General features: G+C 64.7%; 18 protein-coding genes. 7 read left to right on the top strand and 11 right to left on the bottom strand.

Translation table 11 applies throughout. From position 1 onward, the window contains the following. Nucleotides 1-442: 442 nt before the first annotated feature. On the bottom strand, nt 443-1,768 hold the full coding sequence (gene ltrA / locus H7A19_17995; GenBank protein ID MCP5476725.1) for a group II intron reverse transcriptase/maturase: 1,326 nt from the start codon (nt 1,766-1,768) through the stop codon (nt 443-445). Nucleotides 1,769-2,125: 357 nt separating this feature from the next. Between ltrA and H7A19_17990 the strand changes: the two genes are divergently transcribed. Continuing rightward, on the top strand, nt 2,126-2,524 hold the full coding sequence (locus tag H7A19_17990; protein ID MCP5476724.1) for a DotU family type IV/VI secretion system protein: 399 nt from the start codon (nt 2,126-2,128) through the stop codon (nt 2,522-2,524). A gap of 262 nt (nt 2,525-2,786) precedes the next feature. After that, nucleotides 2,787-4,871, top strand: a complete 2,085-nt coding sequence (locus H7A19_17985; GenBank protein ID MCP5476723.1) for a hypothetical protein — start codon at nt 2,787-2,789, stop codon at nt 4,869-4,871. Nucleotides 4,872-5,128: 257 nt separating this feature from the next. On the opposite strand, the gene H7A19_17980 is transcribed toward H7A19_17985, so the two are convergent. Next, nucleotides 5,129-5,557 carry a CZB domain-containing protein gene (locus H7A19_17980; GenBank protein ID MCP5476722.1) on the bottom strand — a complete coding sequence of 143 codons (429 nt, stop codon included), beginning with the start codon at nt 5,555-5,557 and terminating at the stop codon, nt 5,129-5,131. 150 nt (nt 5,558-5,707) lie between these two features. Beyond that, entirely contained in the window at nt 5,708-9,127 is a 3,420-nt protein-coding gene (locus tag H7A19_17975) for a PD40 domain-containing protein (GenBank protein ID MCP5476721.1), read from the bottom strand. A gap of 291 nt (nt 9,128-9,418) precedes the next feature. Here H7A19_17975 and speE point away from each other — a divergent pair, with 291 nt between their 5' ends. Then, nucleotides 9,419-10,279, top strand: coding sequence for a polyamine aminopropyltransferase (gene speE, locus H7A19_17970; GenBank protein MCP5476720.1), 861 nt, complete (start codon nt 9,419-9,421; stop codon nt 10,277-10,279). A gap of 257 nt (nt 10,280-10,536) precedes the next feature. On the opposite strand, the gene H7A19_17965 is transcribed toward speE, so the two are convergent. From H7A19_17965 to dapF, 3 genes are read right to left on the bottom strand one after another with little or no spacing between them, the layout of a single operon-like run. Further along, nucleotides 10,537-11,430, bottom strand: coding sequence for a tyrosine recombinase XerC (locus tag H7A19_17965; protein ID MCP5476719.1), 894 nt, complete (start codon nt 11,428-11,430; stop codon nt 10,537-10,539). 48 nt (nt 11,431-11,478) lie between these two features. Next, nucleotides 11,479-12,135 (bottom strand): DUF484 family protein, encoded by a 657-nt coding sequence (locus H7A19_17960; protein MCP5476718.1) that lies wholly within the window; start codon nt 12,133-12,135, stop codon nt 11,479-11,481. Between the two features lie 14 nt (nt 12,136-12,149). After that, nucleotides 12,150-12,956: a diaminopimelate epimerase gene (gene dapF / locus H7A19_17955; protein ID MCP5476717.1), complete on the bottom strand. Its 807-nt coding sequence runs from the start codon at nt 12,954-12,956 to the stop codon at nt 12,150-12,152. Nucleotides 12,957-13,256: 300 nt separating this feature from the next. Between dapF and H7A19_17950 the strand changes: the two genes are divergently transcribed. Further along, complete coding sequence (locus H7A19_17950) at nt 13,257-13,898, top strand: dienelactone hydrolase family protein (GenBank protein MCP5476716.1); 642 nt, start codon at nt 13,257-13,259, stop codon at nt 13,896-13,898. Nucleotides 13,899-14,188: 290 nt separating this feature from the next. Here the strand turns inward: H7A19_17950 and H7A19_17945 are convergent, their stop codons facing one another. The 3 genes from H7A19_17945 to H7A19_17935 form a co-directional block, all read right to left on the bottom strand. Next, nucleotides 14,189-14,944: a class I SAM-dependent methyltransferase gene (locus tag H7A19_17945; GenBank protein ID MCP5476715.1), complete on the bottom strand. Its 756-nt coding sequence runs from the start codon at nt 14,942-14,944 to the stop codon at nt 14,189-14,191. 298 nt (nt 14,945-15,242) lie between these two features. Further along, nucleotides 15,243-16,610 carry a TRAP transporter large permease subunit gene (locus H7A19_17940; GenBank protein MCP5476714.1) on the bottom strand — a complete coding sequence of 456 codons (1,368 nt, stop codon included), beginning with the start codon at nt 16,608-16,610 and terminating at the stop codon, nt 15,243-15,245. Nucleotides 16,611-16,612: 2 nt separating this feature from the next. After that, nucleotides 16,613-17,149 carry a TRAP transporter small permease subunit gene (locus H7A19_17935; protein MCP5476713.1) on the bottom strand — a complete coding sequence of 179 codons (537 nt, stop codon included), beginning with the start codon at nt 17,147-17,149 and terminating at the stop codon, nt 16,613-16,615. Nucleotides 17,150-17,276: 127 nt separating this feature from the next. Between H7A19_17935 and H7A19_17930 the strand changes: the two genes are divergently transcribed. Beyond that, nucleotides 17,277-17,891 carry a 2OG-Fe(II) oxygenase gene (locus H7A19_17930; protein MCP5476712.1) on the top strand — a complete coding sequence of 205 codons (615 nt, stop codon included), beginning with the start codon at nt 17,277-17,279 and terminating at the stop codon, nt 17,889-17,891. Nucleotides 17,892-18,314: 423 nt separating this feature from the next. Here the strand turns inward: H7A19_17930 and H7A19_17925 are convergent, their stop codons facing one another. After that, nucleotides 18,315-20,111 carry a cation:proton antiporter gene (locus H7A19_17925; GenBank protein MCP5476711.1) on the bottom strand — a complete coding sequence of 599 codons (1,797 nt, stop codon included), beginning with the start codon at nt 20,109-20,111 and terminating at the stop codon, nt 18,315-18,317. 290 nt (nt 20,112-20,401) lie between these two features. Continuing rightward, complete coding sequence (locus H7A19_17920) at nt 20,402-21,268, bottom strand: lipid A biosynthesis acyltransferase (GenBank protein ID MCP5476710.1); 867 nt, start codon at nt 21,266-21,268, stop codon at nt 20,402-20,404. Nucleotides 21,269-21,584: 316 nt separating this feature from the next. Between H7A19_17920 and H7A19_17915 the strand changes: the two genes are divergently transcribed. Then, nucleotides 21,585-22,025, top strand: a complete 441-nt coding sequence (locus tag H7A19_17915) for a D-tyrosyl-tRNA(Tyr) deacylase (protein MCP5476709.1) — start codon at nt 21,585-21,587, stop codon at nt 22,023-22,025. A 355-nt stretch (nt 22,026-22,380) separates the two neighbouring features. Continuing rightward, a partial coding sequence (locus H7A19_17910; protein ID MCP5476708.1) for an RNA polymerase sigma factor RpoD occupies nt 22,381-23,097 on the top strand: 717 nt, incomplete at its 3' end.

Genomic DNA, 23,097 nt, shown 5'->3' with positions numbered 1-23,097 from the left:
CTTCGCAGGCTTCATCACTACTACGACGACATCCGACTTCCCCATGCCATTGACCCCCCTGCACTCGGTTCTTGCCTTGTGCCGGGTGCCCACTTCCCTGTGGTGACACCGGGATCTCCTCTGTTCCACACCAATCCTGTACACCTCGATACGAGCCCATGCCCCCGGAAGGTCGATCTGGGTCAGGCATTTCGCCAGATCGTGTGGCCTGCGGAACTCGGGCGTAGCCCTCGGCACCTTCGACGATGAAATTTTCGGGGTTCAACCTCATACCTCTGTGTATTCCTGTCTACGCTTCGTACCCGCCGTTACCGGTCGCGCACGCAAGACTCGGTTACCACTGCCATGCCATTGGCTTCGTGGGTCGGCTTCATGCCAACTCGGATCGCGTGCAGCTTGCAGAGCGCACGTCGAGTAGCTAAACCTTTACAGGCTTTCGCCCTCACAGATCCGGACGGGCGGATTTCCCGCATCCGGCTCTTCCAAGCAGGTAACCCGGCGAGACCGGGAGCCAATCATCCGGGTGGGTGATGCGGGGAGTCGGCAGCGCGAAGTGAGTGTCGACCAGCGCCACTACGACGGGGAGACGAGACGTCTGACTGCGCTTCATCAGCACACTGATCCAGATCGCTCGCACCGCGGCTCGGAAACGCTTGAGCGCATCCATGTTGCCGCGCACGCCGTAGTACGCGTAGTGGCCTTTCAATTTGGCACTCAGTTCAGCCCACTGTGTGCGCAAGGGATCGTGCAGGTGCGCGCGGCACCACTCACGGGCGAGCGTCAGGCTGCGCCGGAAGCGCTTCGCCATCGTTTGACGTCGCACCAGATAGCGGCCCTGGCGATCCTGGCCGGCGATGTGCGTGAACCCGAGAAAGTCGAAACTCCCGGATTTGCCCCCGCCCGGCGGTGTGCGGCCGAAACCCAGCAAGCGGGTCTTGGCCACATTCATCTCCAGCCCGTAGCGCGCCAGACTCGTCTCCAGTACCGCTCGCAGCGCTACCGCATCCTCCTCATGCTCGAACATCAGGACTGCGTCATCGGCATAGCGCACCATGTACACCTCGCCGCGCGCCGCTGTCCGACGCCATTCCACCACCACCTCGTCCATCGCCTCATGCAGCACGATGTTCGCCAGTAGCGGGGAAATCGGCGCCCCTTGCGGCGTGCCGCACGTTTGCCGTGTCCGCTTGCCATCCTGCTCCACCACCCCGACCGTCAGCCATTTGTCGATCAGTCGCAACAGACTGCGATCGGTCACCCTGCGCCTGATTGCCTGTCGCAATGCCTCGTGCTCGATGCGATCGAAACACTGCTTCAGATCCAGGTCCAATACCCAGTTCACGCGTCCTTTCTGCAGCACCGTCTGCACCGCCTGCAAGGCCATATGCGCACTGCGCTGCGGCCTGAAGCCATAGCTCAGCCCTCGGAAGTCGGCTTCGAAAATGCTGTTCAGCACCTCGGTCACCGCGCCTTGTACGACCTTGTCCTCCACGCACCAGATCGATAACGGCCGGTCGCTGCCATCCGCTTTCTTGATCGTCGCGCGCTTCGCCGGCTGCGCTCGGTACTGACCCGTGCGCAGTCGCTCATGCAGTTGCTGCAGCCGTGCCGCCAATCCTTTTCCATAGCTGGCCTTGCTCTCGCCATCGATGCCCTTTGCCGCGTCCGCCCGCAAACCGCGGTAAGCACGCAACAACGAGCCCTCATCGAGCAAGTGGGCCAGCGACGTGAACTGTTCCTCCGGATGGGCTCGCGCCCTCTCCTGCACCCGCCGAAGTCTTGGGCAGATGGGTTCCCACCTCAGCGTGCGGCCCATCGTTCCCTCCCGCAGGATCCCTGCTCGGTGCCGCCCTTCGCTCCACCCACTCGCCAAACTGCGACTTCGCAGGCTTCATCACTACTACGACGACATCCGACTTCCCCATGCCATTGACCCCCCTGCACTCGGTTCTTGCCTTGTGCCGGGTGCCCACTTCCCTGTGGTGACACCGGGATCTCCTCTGTTCCACACCAATCCTGTACACCTCGATACGAGCCCATGCCCCCGGAAGGTCGATCTGGGTCAGGCATTTCGCCAGATCGTGTGGCCTGCGGAACTCGGGCGTAGCCCTCGGCACCTTCGACGATGAAATTTTCGGGGTTCAACCTCATACCTCTGTGTATTCCTGTCTACGCTTCGTACCCGCCGTTACCGGTCGCGCACGCAAGACTCGGTTACCACTGCCATGCCATTGGCTTCGTGGGTCGGCTTCATGCCAACTCGGATCGCGTGCAGCTTGCAGAGCGCACGCCCGCATTTCTCACACCTGCGCGAGCAGATGCCCCCAATCTTCTAGTGGTACAAGGCGATTCCGAGACACGCGCCAGTCACAGAGTGTTTGGCTGCATCTGCCCGCTTTGCGGACCTCGCTGGTTCTTTGCGACTATCGCTGCGTTGCTCCTCCTCGCAATGGAATCACCATTCCTCGTCGTCGCGCCTTGCGCTAGTCGCAAAGCCCTGCGCGATCTTCCGCAACAGGTGTGAGAAATGCGGGCTAGGAGCGCAGCGACGAAGCTATCCAGGTAGCGCTGCACACCCCTCCTCACGGCATCTGCAAGAGATGGATGCTCTTCTTCGCGCTCTCTCTGCTTTTCCTTCGCGTTCTCTGCGTCCAGCTTCTGGCCGCGATCTCCCTCAATGATGGGTCGTCGCGCTGCCGATCGCACCGCAAACCCTGCGCAGGGCATCCGGGCTGGCTTCACGATGCCGGGGTTATGCTCGATCGGTCTTTTCTGCAGGTACTGGCGTGAATACGACTGTTCGCTTGTTGCTCTGTACCCTTCTGCTCTGCGCCGGCGCTGCTCAGGCGGTGGTCGAACAGCGCGGACAGACGGCCAGCGGGGCCTACTTCATCGCCCAGATTCCGGATGGCTGGCTGCCGGGCGGTCGACTGGTGTTGATCAATCACGGCTATGACATCGAGCCCATCGACACCGAGCCCAGCCTGGGGCCCCTGCCCTTGCGCCAGCGCATTCTGGCCAAGGGCTATGCCATCGCTGCGTCCAGCTACAGCCAGCGCGGCTGGGCCTTGTTCCAGACGCGCCGCGATCACCGGGAGCTGGTCGAAGCCTTCACGGCTCGCTTTGGCCGGCCCGGCTCGATCATTGCCAGCGGCGGTTCGCTCGGTGGGCTGGTGGCCATGCAGCAGGCCGAGCAGGGCGATCTCGGCGTGCCAGTGGCGGGCGTGTATGCGATCTGCGCCCCTTTGGCGGGCAGCCGAGTCTGGGAGCAGGCGCTGGATCTGCGCCTGACCTACGACGCCGCCTGCAACAACGTCACCGCCGGCGAATTGCCTCGCGGCGACGACGCCTTCCCGTACATCCTCAAGGCCAGCGATCTGGACGACTACAACACCCTCAGCGGCGGCGGTGAGCTGGCGCTGCGTATCGCCAAGTGCACTGGTTACGGTTTGCCGAACTGGCTGGTGACCAACGGCATGAACGAGCGCTTCGACCGGATCAAGCGCGCCACCGGGGTGGATCCGGAGTTTTTCCTCGAGAACATGTTCTACGCCACCTACGGCCTCGGCGATCTCTACCGTGACCCGGCCAAGATCGGCGAACGCGCGGCGATCTCCACGCGCCGGGTGGTCTATCCCGATCCGATCATCGACCGCGATATCCGCCGGCTCGATGCCGATGTCTTTGCCAGCCTGGACCTGAAGCGCTTCTTTCAGCCCTTGGGTCAGGTTGGTACCGCCAAGGTGCTGACCACCCACACCTCGGGCGATGGCCTGGTGGTGGCGGCACACGCCCATGCACTGGAAGGCAAGCTGCCCGCCAACCAGTGGAGCCGTGCCTTCGTGGTCGAATCCAATCCCAGCCATTGCGACTACAGCGATGCCGAGGTACTGGGCGGATTCGAGGCGCTGACCGACTGGATCGACGGCGGCCCGCAACCGGATGCGCTGGCGATCCAGGCCAGCTGCAATCGCGAGCGCAGTGCCAACGCCCAGCTTGGCGCCTGCCGCTTTGATCCGAATTACCAACCGGGGCCGCTCAGCGCCACGCTGCGACCACGCAATGATCCGGCGGCGCCCATCGATGCCAGCGTCAGCGGTCTCTGGTATGACCCGGCGCGATCAGGCGAGGGCTATCTGATCGAGGCGCTGGACGCCGTTCGGGTCACGGTGACGGCTTTCACCTTCCCCTCCCCAGGCAGCAGCGCTGATCAGGCCTGGTTTACCGGGCTGGGGCGGGTCATCGACAACAATCTGGTGGTCGATGCGATGGAAGGGCGCAAGGGTGGCCGCTTTGGCGCCGACTTTGACCCGGGCACGCTGCAGGCACTGCCGCTAGGCCGCTTCGATGCCGCGCTCACCGCCTGCGGGGTCGGCGAGCAACGGGTGCAGGCGCCCGCGCCTTTCGCTGATTCCCGACGCCCCCTGCAACGGCTGACCCGCGTCGGCGCCGCCGTTTGCCCCGGCCAGTTGCCGGCGCTCGGCGTGTCGCCCTTCGCGCGCTGGAGCGGGGCCTGGTTCGAGCCAGACAAGCCTGGTCGAGGACTGTTCCTGCAGGTGCAGGATGACGGCCGCGCCTTCCTGGTCTGGTTCAGCTTCCGCCCCGATGGCGAGCCAGCCTGGATCATCGGCGAGGGCAGCAGCGACGGCGGCGACCTGGTCTTCGCCAACCTGAGCCGACCCGTTGGTACTTTCTACGGTAGCGCTTTCGACCCTGCTGCGGTGCGTCTGGAGCCCTGGGGCACGGCGCGTTTGTCGGGCAGCGGCTGCACCAGCCTGGCTATCGATTACCAATCGATCCAGCCGGGCTACGGCCAAGGCCGGATCAATCTGACCCGGCTGACCACGCCGCTGGGGGCGGGATGTCCCTGAAGCCGAGGGCGCCAGGGCCGAGCCTCGAGAGCTTTAGTGGGTTTGGACCTGCCTGTAGGCTCATGGCGAACACTGTGTTCCTGGCGTAGCGCGGCTCCGGCGCGCCGCGGATCGCATCTTGCGCAAGGCTTGTTCGCGCCGGCGGCCGCGGCCGAGCCTGCCGGACGCCGCGCGCTTGCTGGCTACGGCAAAGACCGGGAATAGCTGGCGCGCGGATCCGGCCTACGTGACAATCTCCCGGGCGCCATCCCTTGCAGTTAGCGGGGCGTCGACAGCAGCTTGAGATCATTCAGACCCCGAATAATGGAAGCCGAGGTCCTGCTGTAGTCCTCTTGCAGCAACTTTTCTGCCGCATCACGACTACCTGACTTGGCTTGCATGATCACGGACGACGCCTGCATGTGAAACAGACGGTGGGTTGCCTTTAGTTCGCCGAAGGCCGCGTAATGCCGCAACTTCTCACCACCAGGACCGTGTATCCATTTCCCGAGATCACACCGGTCATCACGGCAAATCACATCGGCCCGCAGATCTTCCGTCGAATTTCCGTCGAGAAAAGTGCGCAGTCGTACCTTCCAGTTCTCATGCGCAGCAATGGCCGTGTCGATATCCAGGCCGACCAAGGCATCGCGAGCGCGATCTTGCTCCTGCTTGTTACCGGACTTGAAGAAATCAAAGAATCCCATTGCCCGCCCTGTGTTGTACGACCGACCACCAGCTTAGAACAGTTGGAGTTCGGCCGCTGCCGCGCATCTGGTAATTCATTGTCTTTCCGCGGTGGCGCCGGGCCCGCCGCCGCAGGCCGATACTTGTCCCTGCGGCGGCACCAGCGCGAATCATTCCAGCGGCTGCCCGGGCTGGCCGAAATCACTCGGCGCCGGCGGCGCCTTGATCTCGGGCAACGGGTTCTTCTCAAGCTCGGCCAGCAGCACTTCCACCGCCTTCTCGATGCTGGGATCGCGCCCCTGCGAGAGCAGATGCGGTGCGTCGATGACCTCGATGTCGGGGCTGACGCCTTCGTTCTCGACCGCCCAGTTGCCGTTCTTGTCCATGAACCTGAAGGTGGCGGCGGTGATGGTGCCGCCATCGACCAGTCCGGGATTGCCGGAGACGCCGATCAGGCCGCCCCAGGTGCGTGTGCCGATCAGGGTGCCGAGCTTGAGCTCACGGAAGTAGAAGGGCAGCGCATCACCACCGGACGAGGACTGGCCGTTGATCAGCATGGCCTTGGGACCGCGATGGGAGAGCAGCGGCTGCGCCTGCGGCTCCAGACCGCGACGCTTCCAGTAATTCAACGGCTTGCGCGCCAGTATTTCGATCATGCGATCGGGGATGAATCCGCCGCCGTTGTAGCGGTCATCGATGATCAGCGCGTCCTTGTCGATCTGGCTGGGGAACTGCTTGAACAGCTCGCGATTGCCTTCGAACAAGGTGTTCGGCAGATGGATGTAGCCGATGCGCCCGCCCGAGAGCTTGTCAACCAGGGCGCGGCGGGCCGCCACCCAATCCAGATAGCGCAAGCCCTCCTCGCTGCTCTGGGCCTTGATCAGCACCTTGCGGGCGCCAGCGCTGTCAGCCTTGTCATTGACCGTCAGTTCCACCAGTCGTCCGGCCTTGTTCTCCAGCAGCTGGTAGAAGTTCTGCACCGAGTTGCTGGGGCGCCCGTCGACCGCAACGATGTACTCGCCCTCATTGACCTGGACGCCCGGCTGGGTCAGCGGCGAGCGGAAGCCCTCGGACCAGTTCTGACCGCGATAGATCTTGGTGATGCGGAAATAACCAGAGGCGTCGGCCGCGATCTCGGCGCCCAGGAAACCGCCGGCCTTGCGCTCCACCTGCGGTTCATCACCCCGATCCACGTAGATGTGTCCGGCATTGAGTTCGCCAGCCATCTCGTTGATCAGGAAGTCGAGATCGTTGCGGTGGGTGACGCCCGGGAGCAGAGCCGCGTACTTCTGGTAAACCGCTTCCCAGTCATTACCGTGCATGCCCGGGTCATAGAACCAGTCGCGCCAGATGCGCCAGGCATCGCGCAGGATCTGCGCCCATTCCACCCGCGGATCGATGCGCTGTTCGAGGTGGCTGAGATCCAGCGTCTTGCTGCTGTCCTGATCGGGCTTGGCCTCGGCGATGCCGATCTTGTTCGGTGGCGCCCGGAACAACACTTTCTCGCCGTCGGCTGACAGGGTGTAGCCGACGATGCCCTTGAGGATGGTCGAGACCTTCGCCGCATCAAGATCATAGAAGCGCAGCTCACCGGGACCACCCTGAGGGTTGTCCACCGCCACGAAAAACACGCCGCGGCCGTTGGCGCCGAGGCCAGCGTAACTGCCAGCCGGCACTTCCAGCGCCGTGACCCGGTCATCAAAGCCTGCCAGGTCAAAGCGCAGCGGCTTGTCGGCCTTCTTTTCCGGCTTTTCCTCCTTGGGCGACGCGCCAGCGTCTGACTTGGCAATCTCATCGCTCTTGGGCAGCCCCAGCGCCGGGCCATCCGCCGCCAGCGTGGCGGCGTAGATGCGGGTGGCGTTGGTGTAGAGATAGTTGAATTCGTAGCTGGAGAAACTCAGGTTGTGATCGCGGTTGGACAGGAAATACAGATAGCGCCCCTTGGGATCGAAGGCCGGATTGGCGGCGTCGAACTGGCCCTGGGTCAGCTGCGTGGCACGGCCATCGACGGCGTAGTGCCAGAGCCGCTGCAGACCGGTGGCATCGGTCTTCACGTAGACCAGATGGCGGCTGTCGGGTGACCACACGTAGTCGGTGATCTCATTGCCGATGGTGGCGGTATCGGCATCCACCGTGCGGCCGCTGGCCATGTCGACCACCCGCAGCCGATTGAGCTTGTCGCCGTAGGCCATGCGCTTGCCATCCGGCGACCACACCGGCGGGAAGCGCCAGATGCTGCCGTCCTGGGTCACGCGCCGGGCCGCACCGCTGCCATCCGAGGGCCGCACATAGATCTCGTACTCGCCGCTGGCATCCGACAGATAGGCCACCTGCTGGCCATCGGGCGAGAAACTGGCGCTGATTTCGCGCGCCGCGGGTGTGTAGCTGATATTGCGGATCTCACCGTCCTTGGCCGGCACGGTGTAGAGCTCGCCGCGGGCGGCAATCAGCGCGCGCTCGCCCTTGGGGGAGAGATCGACGCTGTCGATCTGTCCGGCGACATTCTTGATCGCCGGCAGCATCGCCGGCGAGTCGCCGCTGATGGTCACCGAGACCTGGCGAGTCTGATTGTCGGCCGGCGTGTACAGCCACAGGCCACCAGCCTGCTCGAAGACGATGGCATCGCTGCCCGCGCTCGGCCAGAGCACGTCGAAATCCCGGAAATCGGTCACCTTGGTGGCTTCGCCTCCCTGCGGCGACACCTTCCACAGGTTCAGCGTGTACTCGCGATCGGAGGTGAAATAGACGCTGTCGCCCACCCAGGTGGGTTGATTGTCGGTGGCGCGATGATCGGTCAGGCGGCGTGAATCATTGTTCTTGAGGTCGTATACCCAGACATCCTGAGCGCGGCCGCCGCGGGTGCGCTTCCAGGTACGGAACTCGCGGTCTATCGGCGTGTAGACATAGCTGTTGCCATCCGGCGAGAGCATGCCGCCGCCGGTTTCCGGCACCGGCATCGGCTGTTCCATGCCCCCCGCAAAGGGCACCAGATAGGGCCGACCGGCGCGATCATCGAAAGCCAGCCGGTTCATGCGAACGACGATGTTCTGGCCATCCGGGGTCCAGTCGAGTACGCGGTAGTCGAATCCACCTCGCGGCGGCTGCGGCCCGATGTCGGAATAGAAGGTCAGCTGCCGCGGCGGGGCCGAGCCGTCGGCCGCTATCACCCAGACCTGGCGCGTGCCCGAATACTCGGCTGAATAGGCGATCCAGCGGCCATCCGGCGAGAACTTGGGAAACAGATCCAGGCCCGGATGTGAAGTCAGGCGAGTGGCCGCACCGCCACTGCGCGACACGGTATAGATGTCTCCGGCATGCACAAAGGCAATCTGGCTGGCAGACACATCGGGATAGCGCAGCAGGCGCGATTCGGCCGAGGCCGAGAGCGGTGCAAGCGCCGCGACAAGGGCCAGGCCCAGGACGATGCGAGAGTTCAAGGGGGTCTCCGGTGTACGCGCGGGGCTTGGAGGATAGGCGCAAGCCGCGCCGCGCGCGTGTGACGAAAGTCCGGGGGCACGCGGCGCGGGGGGCGCGGGGGACCCGGGGACAGGGGGCTGGGGGGCAGGGGAAAGGGGAAAGGCTGGCGTCATTGCGAGGAACGGAGTGACGAAGCAATCCAGAAGCTTGCGACCGTGCGTCTGGATTGCTTCGCCCGGATCAAATCCGGGGGAAGCAATGACGCCGGCTCTTGTGGGTCCAGACTTGTCTGGACCCACAAAAGCAGCCGCGAGCCCCCGCTCTTCCCCTGCCCCGTGCCCCCTGCCCCATGCCCCGTATCGCCCCACCGACAGCGCAATCGAAGCCCGACAACCAGCCCGGCACGAATCCCGGCTAGAATCGCCGGTCTGACATGACCACAGCCCGTCGAGGCAGCGCCGCCGATGCACATTCTGGATGACAACTGGTACTCCGAGGCCCACGCCGGCTCGAATTCCGCCATCTCTTTCAAGATCAAGCGCTTGCTTCACTCCGAGAAGACGCCCTTTCAGACCATCGACATCTACGAAACCACCGATTGGGGCAACCTGATGGTGATCGACGGCTGTGTGATGCTGACCACCCGCGATAACTTCCTCTATCACGAGATGATGTCGCACCCGGCGCTGTTCACCCATCCGCGGGCCAAGCGCGTGGTCATCATCGGTGGCGGCGACTGCGGCACGCTGCGCGAAGTGCTCAAGCACGAGGAGGTCGAAGAGGCCGTCCAGTGCGATATCGACGAGCGCGTGACCCGGCTCGCCGAGCAGTATTTCCCGGAACTGTGCGAATCCAATGGCGATCCGCGCGCCAAGCTGATGTTCGGCGACGGCATCAAGTACATGGCCGAACACGAGGCTGACACGCTGGACGTGATCATCGTCGATTCCACCGATCCGGTCGGCCCGGCCGAAGGCCTGTTCAATCGCGCCTTCTACCAGTCCTGCCTGAAGGCCCTGCGCCCGGGTGGCATTCTGGTGCAGCAAAGCGAGTCACCGCTGGTGCATCTGCCGCTGATCACCGCGATGCGCACCCAGATGAAGGGCGCCGGCTTCGGCTTCCTGCGCACGCTGTGCTTCCCGCAGCCCTGCTATCCCTCGGGCTGGTGGAGCTGCACCATGGCGCGCAAGGGCATCGACCTGAACAGCTTCCGCGAGCGCGGAGCGGCCACCAAGAAGTTCGAGACCCGCTACTACAACGTCGATATCCACCGCGGCGCGCTGGCGATGCCGGAATTCATGAAGAGCGCGTTTCCGGAAGCGTGAGTGGTTGCTGGTTGCTGGTTGTCAGAAAGAGCGGGTGTTGGCGGTCGGTTCTCGCCTTCTGTGGGAGCGGCTTCAGCCGCGATCCGGGGCCGCGGGGTATTGGCTGGACCGTCGCGGACAGAGTCCGCTCCCACAGTCAGAAGCGTCCAGACAAGTCAGGACCCACCACAGGCTGCAGTCGGCTCTTGCCGGCACCGACACGAACCACCAGAACCGGCTCTGGCTGGCACCCGCAACCAGCAACCGACAACCCGCTCTCAGCGCCGCTTCGCCCGCGGATGGGCGCGGTCGTAGACCTCGGCGAGGTGCTGGAAGTTGAGGTGGGTATAGACCTGGGTGGTACCAATGTCGGCGTGGCCCAGCAGTTCCTGCACGGCGCGCAGATCGCCGCTGGATTCGAGCAGATGGCTGGCGAAGGAATGCCGAAGCAGATGCGGGTGCACGCGCTGCCAGATGCCCTGCTTCTGGGCCCAATGCTTCACCCGGGCCTGGATGCCGCGCGGACTGAGGGCGCCGCCGCGGCCATTGCCGAAGACCGGCTGCGCGGCCGCAGATCCGTGCTCGGAGGCCAGGGCGCGCAGCGCTTCGAGTGCTTTTGAGCCCACCGGCACAATGCGGGTCTTGGCGCCTTTTCCCAGCACGCGCACGCTGCCGTCATCCAGATCCAGTTCGCCCCAGCGCAAGCCGGCGACTTCCGACAAGCGCAATCCGCTGGAGTAGAACAGCTCCAGCAGGGCACGATCGCGGGTCGACAGCTGCTCATCTTCCGGGATTTCGACCAGACGGGTGACCGCATCGGCATCAAGCACTGCCGGCAGGCGCTTGCCCAGCTTGGGCGGCTTGATGCTCTGCGCCGGATTGATCAGATCCGGATGCCGAGTCTCTCGCAACCAGCGATACAGGCTGCGCACCGCGGCCAGCATCAGCGCCAGACTGCGCGGCGCCAGTCCGCGGCGGTGGGCCAGCGTGATTACCCCGCGGATCTGATCCTTGCGCACACTCGGCCAGTCACTGGCCTCGGCCTGCACCAATGCCCGCGCCACGTCGCTGAGCTGCTGGCGATAGGTGCCGATGGTCCGCGGCGACAGCCGGCGCTCGACCGCCAGATGCGCCAGAAAATCGTCGATGGTCTGCGACCAGTGGGTCGGCAGACTCGGCTCAGGCGAGGAGGCGCTGTCGGTCACTGGCAGATGGTGGCGCTAACGCGCCGCCGCCGCCACCAGCGCGGTTTCGATGAGTTCCGCGATCTGACGCAGAAACACCGTGCCCATGCCAGGGTGAAAGCGATTGGCGTCGGCGCTGCCGATACCCAGAAACCCTGCCGCGCCAAAGGGCAGGACCACCGCTGATGCCACCTCGTCGGACAGCTCGCCAAACAGGAATTCCAGCTTCTCCGCCCGCAATCGACCGCAGACTGGCTCGCCTTGCGCACGCAGATCAGCAAAGGGCGTGAGGGCCGTTGCATTCGGATCGGTTTCGATCAGCCAGGGTTCGTCGATCTGCAGTCGCGGCAGCCCGGTCAGGCACACCCGCACCAGATCGGTATGGAAATCCTCGCGCAGGCTGGCCGCCACCGCCAGCACGGTGTCGCGGAAACTGCCCGCCCGCAGCAGGCGCAATGCCAGTTGATGCACTCGGCCGACCAGCGCCTGATTCTCTTCCGCCACCGTGACCAGATCGCGCAGACGGTGGCTGAGTGAACGGTTCTTCTCGCGCAGCACTTCCAATTGATAGTTGGTCAGAGACGTGGCGGCACCGGCGGCACGCGGCATCACCAGCGCCAGGGCCAGATCCGGGTAGTCGGCGAGAAAGTTGGCGTGGCGGCGCAGAAATCCGGCCACATGATCCGGGTTCATATCCAGATAGTCGCTCACAGGCAAAATTCTCCCTCGAAAACGGTAATGGCCGGACCACTGAGATACACCGGTGTGCCGGGGCCTGACCAGCGCACCTGCAATCGTCCGCCGGGCAGATCGACCGCCACCTGCTCATCCACGGCCCCGGTCAGACGCAAGGCGACCACCGCGGCGCAGGCACCCGAGCCGCAGGCCAGGGTCTCGCCGACGCCCCGTTCCCAGACCCGCAGGCGCACGTGTTTGCGATCGACGATCTCCACAAAACCGACGTTGGCGCGATCCGGAAAGCGCGGATGGCGCTCGATGGCCGCGCCGAGTTCAGCCACCGGCGCCGAGGCCACCTCGCTGACCTGCAGCACCGCATGCGGATTCCCCATCGACAGGGCGGCAATGCTGACACGCCGACCCAGCACCTCCAGTTCATGGCGAGTCGACGGCTGCTCGGCAACGAAGGGAACCTCTTCCGGATTCAGGCGCGGCACACCGAGCGCCAGTTCGATTTCTCCGCCAGCGAGAAAGTGCACGGCCACCGAGCCGCCCGGGCTGTCCAGCAGGGCGCCCTCGGCCAGACCGTGATGCTGACGCAGGTAGGCGGCGACGCAGCGAGCGCCATTGCCGCACTGGCCGGCGGCCGAGCCATCGGCGTTGAGGATGCGGTAGCGAAAGGCATGCCCAGCATCGAGCGCAGGCTCGATCACCATGATCTGGTCGCAGCCCACACCGGCGTGACGGTCCGCGAGCCGCCGCGCCAGCGCCGCGTCGGGGAAGGGCGCGCCGGCCAGGCGGTCCAGAATCACGAAATCATTGCCGGCGCCGTGCATCTTGGTAAAGCGAAGGCGGCTCACTGGGCCGGCGGCTCCGTCTTGGCCGGGGCCTGATCAGCGGGCACCAGCGGACCCTTGCTGCCGCAGGCGGCGAGGCCGAGCAGCAGCAAACCGAGAATCAGCAGACGAGAAAGCGATGAGTGCATGCGGGCCATCCGGTTCGGGATGGTGGGCAGTATAGGTGCGAGTACGCGGTGCAGGCGTTCCCGGGGTGATGCCATCGCCGCAGATGCGGCAGAATCGCCGCTTTCCCTGCTGCTGGAACTGCCTGTGTCGGATCTGCTGGAAACCCTGGAGATGGAAACCGGCTCGCTGCCGCGTCATGCCGTGATCTGGCTGCACGGCCTGGGAGCGGATGGCCACGACTTCGAGCCGATCGTGCCGGAGCTGGTCGGGCGCCAATGGCCACCGCTGCGCTTCATCTTTCCGCACGCCCCGGTGCGGCCGATCACCGTCAACGGCGGCATGCGCATGCGCGGCTGGTATGACATCGGCGGTGTGGACATTGCCCATAAACAGGATGGCCCTGGCATTCGCGCCTCGATCGCCGCCATTGAGCAGCTGATCGCCCGCGAGAATGCCCGCGGCATCCCGGCCGAACGCATCATCCTGGCCGGATTCTCGCAGGGCGGCGCGATCACCCTGGCGGCGGGATTGCGTCGCAACGAGCCCTTGCTGGCCATGATCGCGCTGTCGACCTATCTGCCGCTGCACGAGACCTTCCCGGCCGAAGCCGCCAAGCCGAGTTTGTCGGTGCCGATCTTCATGGGCCACGGCAAGCATGATCCGGTGGTGCCTGAATCCCTGGGCGCGATGAGCCGCGACTGGCTCAAGGCCGCCGGCTGCCCGGTGGATTGGCACAGCTACCCGATGCCGCATTCGGTGTGTGCCGAGGAGATCCGCGATCTGCGCGCCTGGATGGAGCCGAAGCTGACGTAGGGCGGAACCCGCCCGCGACCCTGCCGGCAAGAGCGATAGCATTCGAAGGCGGATTCCGCCGGCCAGCATCGGCGGATGCCGCCATTGGCCGATTCGCGAAGTGCGTCCAGACAAGTCTGGACCCACGAGAACAGACGCGTATTCCGCCAGATTGGCAGCGCTGTGGGAGCGGGCTCTGCCCGCGATCGGCATCGTTGATGCGAAGAGCGTATCGCGGGCAGAGCCCACTCCCACAGACATCAGAAGCGTCCAGACAAGTCTGGACCTACAAGAGCGGCGAAGGATCCGCCCTACGCCGCGATCGCCCGGACCATGACGCGCTTGCCGTACAGGTGCTGCTCGTAGCCATTCGCCGGTGGCGGTACCAGGGCGACATCCCTGAAGCCGATATTGCGCAGGATCCATAGCAGGCCATCAGTATCGGGCGCCAGGCAGATGCCGGTGGTCGAGGCCTCGGCGGCGTGGGTTTCCTCCATTTCATCGATGATGCCGAAGCTGCCCTTGAGCGGGCGCACGAAGCGGTAATTGCCCCAGTCGACAAAGCCGCGCATGCCCGGCACCACCTGGGTTTCGACCAGGCATAGCCCGCCGGGCGCGGTCAGCGCGCGAGCCCGACGCAGCGCGCCGATCGGGTTTTCCAGGTGGTAGATCAGCCCGAAACACAGCACCAGCGGATGCGTACCGAAGCGCTCCGGCGTGGTGTCGTGCACATCGCACTGCTCGATGGTGATGCGCTCAGACAGCCCCATCGCTGCGGTCACCGCACGCGCGTCGGCCACATGTTCATCGCGCGGCTCGATGCCAGTGACGCGCCCAACCCCATGCTCGGTCAGTTGCCACGAGAACCAGCCTTGGTGGCAGGCCAGATCGACCGCACTGGCAATCGGCTGATCGCCGAAATGCTCCCGCAGCGCCCGCCCCATCATGTCCACGCGGGTGGTGTGCACCTCATCGAGTGAGCCCTCGTGATAACTCGACGTGACCGCGCCCGAAGGCAAGGGGAAGCGGTAAAACCAGGTCTTGGCCAGCAGTTCTTGTTCAGTCATTTGGGGGCGGGAAAAGGGGAAAGGGAAAAAGGAAAAGGGAAGAGCGCGATGCAGCCGTGCGGCGATTGGATGGCTGGGGTGCGTATTGGTTCCCTGGGTCGGGCGAAGCATGCCACGCTGGGCACGAGGGCACGAGGGCACGGGGTTGTCGGTTGTCGGTTGTCGGTTCTCGGTTGTCGGTTGTCGGGACTCGGGACTCGGCTCTTGTAGGTCCAGACAAGTCTGGACCTACAAGAGCACCGGCCACCCTCGCTTTTCCCGTGCCCCTTGCCCCGTTTCCCGTGCCCCTCCTGCCAAGCTACATCTGCGCCGGCAGCCAGGTCGCCAATCCGGGAAAGAGCGCCAGCACCAGCAGCATCAACAACTGGATGGCGATGAAGGGCAGCACACCGCGATAGATCGCACCCGTGTCCAACTCCCTGGGTGCCGCGCCGCGCAGGTAGAACAGGGCAAAACCGAAGGGCGGGGTCAGGAAGGAGGTTTGCAGGTTGATGGCCAGCACCACGCCCAGCCAGACCGGATCCACGCCCAGCGCCAGCAAGGGCGGTGCCACCAGCGGCACCACGATGAAGATGATCTCGATGAAGTCGATCAGGAAGCCCAGCAGGAAGACCGTGAGATTGACGATGATCAGGGCGCCGAGTACGCCGCCCGGCATGCCGGTGAGCATCTCGTGCACCAGATCGTCGCCGCCGAAACCGCGGAAGACCAGCGAGAACAGCGCCGCGGCGATCAGGATCATGTAGACCATGCTGGTGATCAGCGCGGTGCGCTCGGCGGTCTCTCGCAATGCCGCAAGACTCAGCTCGCGCGCGCTCGCCGCCAGCAGCAGCGCGCCGACGGCGCCGATCGCCGCCGCTTCAGTGGGCGTGGCCAGACCGCCGATGATCGACCCGAGCACGGCCACGATCAGCAGCAGCGGCGGCAGCAGCGCGCCGAGCAACGTGCGCCATCCGGGCTTCTGGCGCATCTGCGGCGGCAGCGCCGGTGCCCGTTGCGGTTGCAGCCAGGCGACCGCGATCAGGTAAACCAGATAGCCGCCGACCATCACCAGTCCGGGCAGCATCGCCCCGGCGAAGAGATCGCCCACCGACACGGTCTTGGGCGCATACACACCCATGCCGAGCTGGGCCTTCTGGTAGGCATTGCCGAGCACATCGCCAAGCAGCACCAGAATGATCGAGGGCGGAATGATCTGACCCAGCGTGCCAGACGAACAGATCGTGCCGGCAGCAATGCGCGGGTCATAGCCGGCGCGCAGCATGGTCGGCAGCGCGATCAGGCCCATCGTCACCACGGTGGCGCCGACGATGCCGGTGCTGGCGGCCAGTACGGCGCCGACCAGCAGCACCGAAATGGCCAGGCCGCCGCGCAGCGAACCGAACAAGCCGGCCATCGCCGTCAGCAGGCGTTCGGCGATCTTCGAGCGTTCCAGCATCACGCCCATGAACACGAACAAGGGCACCGCCAGCAGGGTCTCGTTGCCCATGATGCCGAACACGCGGTTCGGAAATGCTTCGAGGAAACTGGCATCGAAACTGCCCGTGAGGATGCCGATGCCAGCGAAGATCAAGGACACCCCGGCCAGGGTGAATGCGACCGGCAAGCCCAGCAACAGGCTCAGCGCCAGGCACACGAACAGGGCAATGGCCAGACCGGCAGCCAAGGTCATGCGCTGTGCTCCGCGTCGTCAGCAGCGGCGATCCGGGCGCCGAAGCGCGCAGCCCGGGCCAGCGCCTGCAGCCCGAGGGTGATCGCCATCCCCAGGATCAGCGATTTCTGCAACCACAGTGCCGGCAGACCGCCGGGCTCACTGGAGCTTTCGCCGATGCGCCAGCTGTGCAAGACGTAGTCGAGGCTGTACACCCCGATAAAGATCGCAAAGGGCAGGACCACGCCGAGCATGCCCAGCAACTCCACCCAGGCGCGTGTGCGCGGCGACCAGTGCCGGGAGAGCACATCCACGCGCACGTGCTCGTCGCGCTGCAGGGCATAGGCTGCGCCCAGCAGGAAGATCGCTGCGTTCAAGGCCAGCACGGTCTCGCGCAACCACGGCTGCGACCAGTCCCAGCCATAGCGCAGCAGCACCACGGCGAAGCCGGCGAGTACCAGCAGCAATACCAACAGGGCCAGCAGGCCTCCCAGCCAGCGCACCGGGGCGTCCAGCGCGCGGGCGAGATCGAGCAATCGGTCAGCCAGTGCCATGTAGGGCGTCTTCCGTGGTTGCAGGAGCCGAAGGATAGCCGGAGCGCAGCAAGTCGGCGGCCAGGTGTGACGCGATTGGCAACTTCTGCATTCGCCCTGGCACGCGCTCCGGGCACCCGGCGTTGTAGTGGTCATCGTCATCAAGCAGGAGATCACCGTGGACGTGGCAGCGCCGATCCGGCAGGACGTACGCAATCGCCCGGACATCTTTGTCGCCCGCCAGTTCCTGAGCCCCAGCGAGTGCGCCTCGTGGATCGCCTTGAGCGAGGCCAGCGGCTTCCGACCCGCTCCGATCCACACGCCTTCCGGGCCGCAGCGGGTAGCGGAAGTGCGCAACAACGAGCGCCTGATCCGCGACGATCCCGAACTGGCCAGACTGTGGTGGACTCGCTGCCGCAACCTGCAACTGCAGAGCTTCGGGCGTTGGCGGGCAGTTGGCCTGAACGAACGCTTTCGCTTCTATCGCTACCGGCAGGGCCAGCAGTTTGCCATTCACCGCGACGGCAGCTATCGCCGCTCAGCCGACGAGATGAGCTGGATGACGCTGATGGTCTACCTGAACGAAGACTTCGACGGTGGCGAGACGCGCTTTTACCCGCTGAATGCCGAGCCCCTGACCATCAGACCGCAAACCGGCATGGCCCTGGTGTTCATGCACGACCGCGCCCACGAAGGCGCGCCAGTCCTGCGTGGCAACCAATACGTGCTGCGCACCGACATCATGTACCGGCGCGAGCGCTGAGCCAGCAGATTGCCCAGCCCCGTAGGAGCCCGCTCAGCTGTGAGAGCCCGCCCTGCTGTGGGAGCCCGCTCTACTGTGGGAGCACGCCCTGCTGTGGGAGCGGATTCATCCGCGATCGGCCCGGCTGAGTTCCCCCGAAAGAGCAGGACGCGAAGGACGCAAAGGAAAAGCAGAAAGAAGAGCGAGCAAGAAAAGCAGTGTTGTTGGAAGGTCCGCTTGGCCATCAACCTCAGGCCAGCCCAGTCTGCTCCATCCTCTTGTCGGTTGCTGCCACAGGTATATCAGACCATCCCCCAGGTGGATCTCCTTCGCGACCTTTCTGCTTTTCCTTCGCGCCCTTCGCGTCCTTCTTTTCCCCGGGGTTCCAGTCAGACCTGTCGCGGATGAATCCGCTCCCACAGGTCGGCGCTGCCGCGCGTCTGCTCAGCGCTCCCGGTAGCTGCTGCTGCCGGCCTCGAACAGGGCTTCCAGGTCCTTGCGCGACTGTTCGGCGCCCTGAATGATCGCCGATTCGTCGTCGTAGACCAGATGCTGCTCCTGCATCAGCTGCTCGTCGAAAGCCACGAAGCGCTCGACGCGATCGGCGGCGGTGGTGGCGTCCAGCCCGAGTTCTTCCAGCAGTTGCCGGGTGACCGCCAGGCTGGAATGCAGGGTCTCGCGGACAATTGATTCAATGCCCAGATCCATCAGCTTGAAGGCGTGCTGGCGGTTGCGGGCGCGCGCCAGGATTCGCACCTGGGGATACAGCCGACGTACGACCCGGGCCACGCGCACCGAGTGTTCCGGATCGTCCAGTGCGAGGATGAACACCTTGGCCTCGCCGACGCGCGCGGCCCGGAGAATCTCCGGGCGCGCCGGGTCGCCGTAATAGAGCTTGGAACCAAAGCGGCGGCTGAAATCGACCTGTTCCGAGGACGGCTCGATCACCGTGTACGGAATCTTCTGCGCCGCCAGCACGCGGCCTGGAATCTGCCCGAAGCGACCGAATCCGGCGATCACCACCTCGACCTTTTCATCGGGCATCTCGTCGAAAGGACGTTCCGGCTCGGCCTTGCGGGCGTGACGATCAGTCATCGCCGCCAGTCCCAGGACCAACATCGGCGTCAATGCCATCGCCAGCGCCACCACCAGATTCAGCAGACCTGCGAGCTCAGGATTCAGCAGTCGCGATTTCTCGGCGGTGGCGAAGACCACGAAGGCAAACTCGCCGCCCGATGCCAGCAGCGCCGCCAGCAGCAGACTGGCGCGGTTGCTGTAGCGAAAAGCGCGACCCACCGCCCACATGACGCTGACCTGCAGCGACAGCACGCCCAGCACCAGACCCATCACCAGCAGCGGCTTGGCGGCGAGCAGGGCCAGATCCAGATTCATGCCCACGCCCATGAAGAACAGGCCCAGCAGCAGGCCCTTGAAGGGTTCGATATGCGATTCCAGCTCGTGCCGGTACTCGGAATCGGCCAGCAGCACGCCGGCGAGGAAGGCACCGAGTCCCATCGAAAGACCCGCCTTCTGCATCAGCAGCGCGGTGCCGAGCACCACCAGCAGCGAGGTCGCCGTGAACACCTCGACCAGTTTGGTCGCCGCCACCACCCGGAATACCGGACGCAGCAGATAGCGGCCGGCGACGACCACCGCCAGGATGCTGCCGATGACGATACCGATGGATTGCCAGGCCGGTCGGCTGGCTTGCACCACTTCTCCCGCCGCCAGCAGCGGAATCAGCGCCAGCACCGGCACCGCCACCAGATCCTGGAACAGGAACACGCCGAAGGAGGCGCGGCCATGGTCGGCCGTGAGCTCCGAGCGCTCGGACAGGATCTGCACGCCGAAGGCGGTGGACGATAGCGCCAGTCCGAAGCCGGCGATGACCGCAGCCGCCAGCGGCAGCCCCATCATCAATCCGGCACCTGCCAGCAAGGCCGTGACCAACCCCATCTGCGAGGCGCCCAGGCCGAACAGCAGCCGGCGCATGATCCACAGCCGCTGTGGCGACAGCTCCAGACCGAGCAGGAACAGCAGCATGACTACACCGATCTCGGAGAAGGTCAGCACCAGTTCCGGATCCGCGACCAGCCCCAATGCCTGCGGGCCGATGATCACGCCGGCAATCAGATAGCCCAGCACCGCACCCAGGCGCGCCCGCTTGCTCAAGGGCACCATGAACACCGTCGCGGCGAGAAAGATCACCGCATAGAGCAGGAAAGTGTGGTCGTCGTGCATGGGCAGCCCAGCCTGATGAATGAGCCAAGTCTAGTGGCCCGCTGATGACATCGGTGGATCCGTTGTGGTGACGGTACGCCCACACTTCAACCGGGGCGATTTCAACGAGGATTCTTCACGTGACTGATAGAGATGCATGTGTCCGCCAGGAACGCAAAAGGCGCTCCTGAACAACGACGTGGCTTGGCCCTGCCGCGCGCTATCTGGATCGCCGAGTTGCACTCGGCGCTCTTGCAGCATCTGGCGGGGTGGCTGAAAGGCGCCGAGTACAACTCGGCGATGCCGATGCTTCAGCGCTGACGATAGGGTGATTCGCCACCGTCGGGTTGAATCCCGAAACGTTTGTAGGTCCATTGGTACTGCGCCGGTGCGCCACGCGCCAGTTCCTCAATGATCGTGTTCATGGCCGCCGCGTCCGCTACCGGGCCGCGATCAAGAAACCGGACCGCAAATCCGGCGCCGGCCGGCAAGCGCTCGGCCCAGGCAAACAACACCTTGGCCCCGGTGCGCGTGGCCAGCTTGGTGAACAGGCTCATGGTCAGTGCGCTTTGGCCGAAAAACGGCGCGAACTCGCCCTCGCCCACTTTGGGTTGTTGGTCGGGAAGAATGCCGACCACGCCACCGTCCTTCAGCCGTTTCAACAAGATGCGCACGCCGGCCGCTTCGGCACGCACCGGCTCGGCACCAAAGCGTCCGCGGCAGCGATTGATCAGTGTCTCCACCCAGGCCTGTCGCGGCGGACGATAGAGGATGGCCACCGGTGCGGTCCGGCTGAGATAGAGATTCAGCGCCTCCCAGGCACCCAGATGCGGCGCCGCGATCAACACGCCCCGCCGGGATGCCAGCGCGTCCAGAAACAGTGATTCGCCTTCCACTACGCGAATGCGGGCATTGACCGCCGTCGCGTCACGGGTCCAGAGCCAGCACAGTTCGGCGGCGGTCTTGCCGGTTTCACCCATGCACCGAGCGCACAGACGGTGGCGCTGGTCGTCCCGCTGCTCGGGAAAACACAGTGCCAGGTTGGTCGCAGCCACCCGCGCCTCGCGGGCACCGATGGCCAGCCACACGCGACCCAGCCCCGCACCCAGCCCATGCAGGGCAGCCAATGGCAGGCGCCCCAGCAGCCACATCAGCGCGAAAGTCAGTCGGGCGGCCATCGGCGTCCGGGGGGGCAATCGGTCGGTCATCCGATCAGCATAGCGACGATCCTGTCCAAAGGCAGGGTCTGGTCAGACGCCGGACACGAAGAACGCCGAGGAAACACCAAGGAGTGTCGACAGCCCCTGTGGGAGCGGTTTCAGCCGCGATCGGGCCAGCTCGATCGAACGGCCAACCCGATCGCGGACAAAGTCCGCTCCCACAGGACTCCGATGCGTGCCTCAAGATTGGCCGCTCTTTCACCGTTCACCTTTCACGCCCCTGCCTTCCCGCCTAACATGCGCGGCTCCCGCAACCCGTCGTCGCACGCAGCCCATGATCTCCCTGATCCAACGTGTCTCCTCTGCCCATGTCGAGGTCGCCGGCGAAACCGTCGGTGCCATCGGTCGCGGCATTCTGGCGCTGGTGGCGGTGGAGAAGGCCGATGGCCAGGCGCAGGCTGATCGCCTGCTCGAACGCATCCTCGGTTACCGCATCTTCGAAGACGCCGAAGGCCGGATGAACCGCTCGCTCAGCGATATCGATGGCCAGTTGTTGCTGGTATCGCAGTTCACGCTGGCGGCCGATACCCAGAAGGGCATGCGCGCCAGCTTTACGCCGGCTGCCAGCCCGGAAGATGGTCGGCGCTGGTTCGATTATCTGGTCGATTCCGCTCGATCACGGGTGTCCACGCTTGCAACCGGGCGCTTTGGTGCCCATATGCAAGTGCACCTGGTCAACGATGGCCCGGTCACTTTCTGGTTAACGGCGCGCTGAGCGTCCCTTGATGTGCCGAAAGCGCGTGGAGGGAGAGGAGCGGCGGAAGCGGGACACGGGACATGGGCAGAGCGTTAGCCGGCCTTGAATTGACGTTTTCCGTCTGACGTTTCACCTTGCTCACGACCGGGCACGTTGGTTGCAGGCCACCCCGCCCCTGATTGACGTTTCACGTTTTGCGTTTCACCTTGCTTGCGAGATCGTTGGGCATCGCGGCACGCCCCACCTTTCTAAGGCTCCGCTGAACGCCTCAACTCTATTGCACCTGAAGGTGAAACTTGCTAGGCGCCATTACGGTCTTCTGTTAGACTGCCGGGTTCCTCTTCCCACCCTCATTCCTCCGGGCCCATTGCGCATGGAAAATCCTGATCAGCTTGCTCCGCCCCAGGATCAGAAGTCCGAACTGAAATTGCTGATCGTCAAAGGCAAGGAACAGGGCTATCTGACCTACGCTGAAGTCAACGACATTCTGCCGGACGACATCGTCGATCCCGAGCAGATCGAAGACATCATCAGCATGATCAACGACATGGGTATCGAGGTGCATGAAGTTGCACCGGATACCGAAAGTACGATCGTGCCTGAAACCCCGGCGCCTGCGCCGGAAGAAGACACCACCGAAGAAGCCGTGGCCGCGCTGTCGGCGCTGGATGGCGATGTCGGCCGCACCACCGACCCCGTGCGCATGTACATGCGCGAGATGGGTACCGTGGAGCTGCTCACCCGCGAGGGCGAAATCGCCATCGCCAAGCGCATCGAAGAAGGCCTGGTTCAGGTCCAGCATGCGCTTGCCAGTTTCCCGTGGTCGGTGCAGATCCTGCTCGACGACTACGATGTGCATCTGGAAGGCGGCAAGCGCCTGGCCGAAATCGTCATCGGCTTTGCCGATCTGGAACAGGCCAACCTCGAAGAAGCCGCTGAAGAAGTGCTCGACGACGCCGAGGACGCCGATGACGACGACGATGCCGACGTCACCGCCACCGAGGACGAGGAGACCACCACGGTCGATACCGGCCCTGATCCGGAGGAAGTGGCGCGGCGCATGAACCTGCTGCGCGAGCTGTACGCCAAG

The organism is Rhodanobacteraceae bacterium (assembly GCA_024234055.1).
GTDB lineage: Bacteria > Pseudomonadota > Gammaproteobacteria > Xanthomonadales > SZUA-5 > JADKFD01.
Note: the sequence above shows the minus strand (reverse complement) of the source record. Positions and strands in the feature narration are given on the sequence as shown.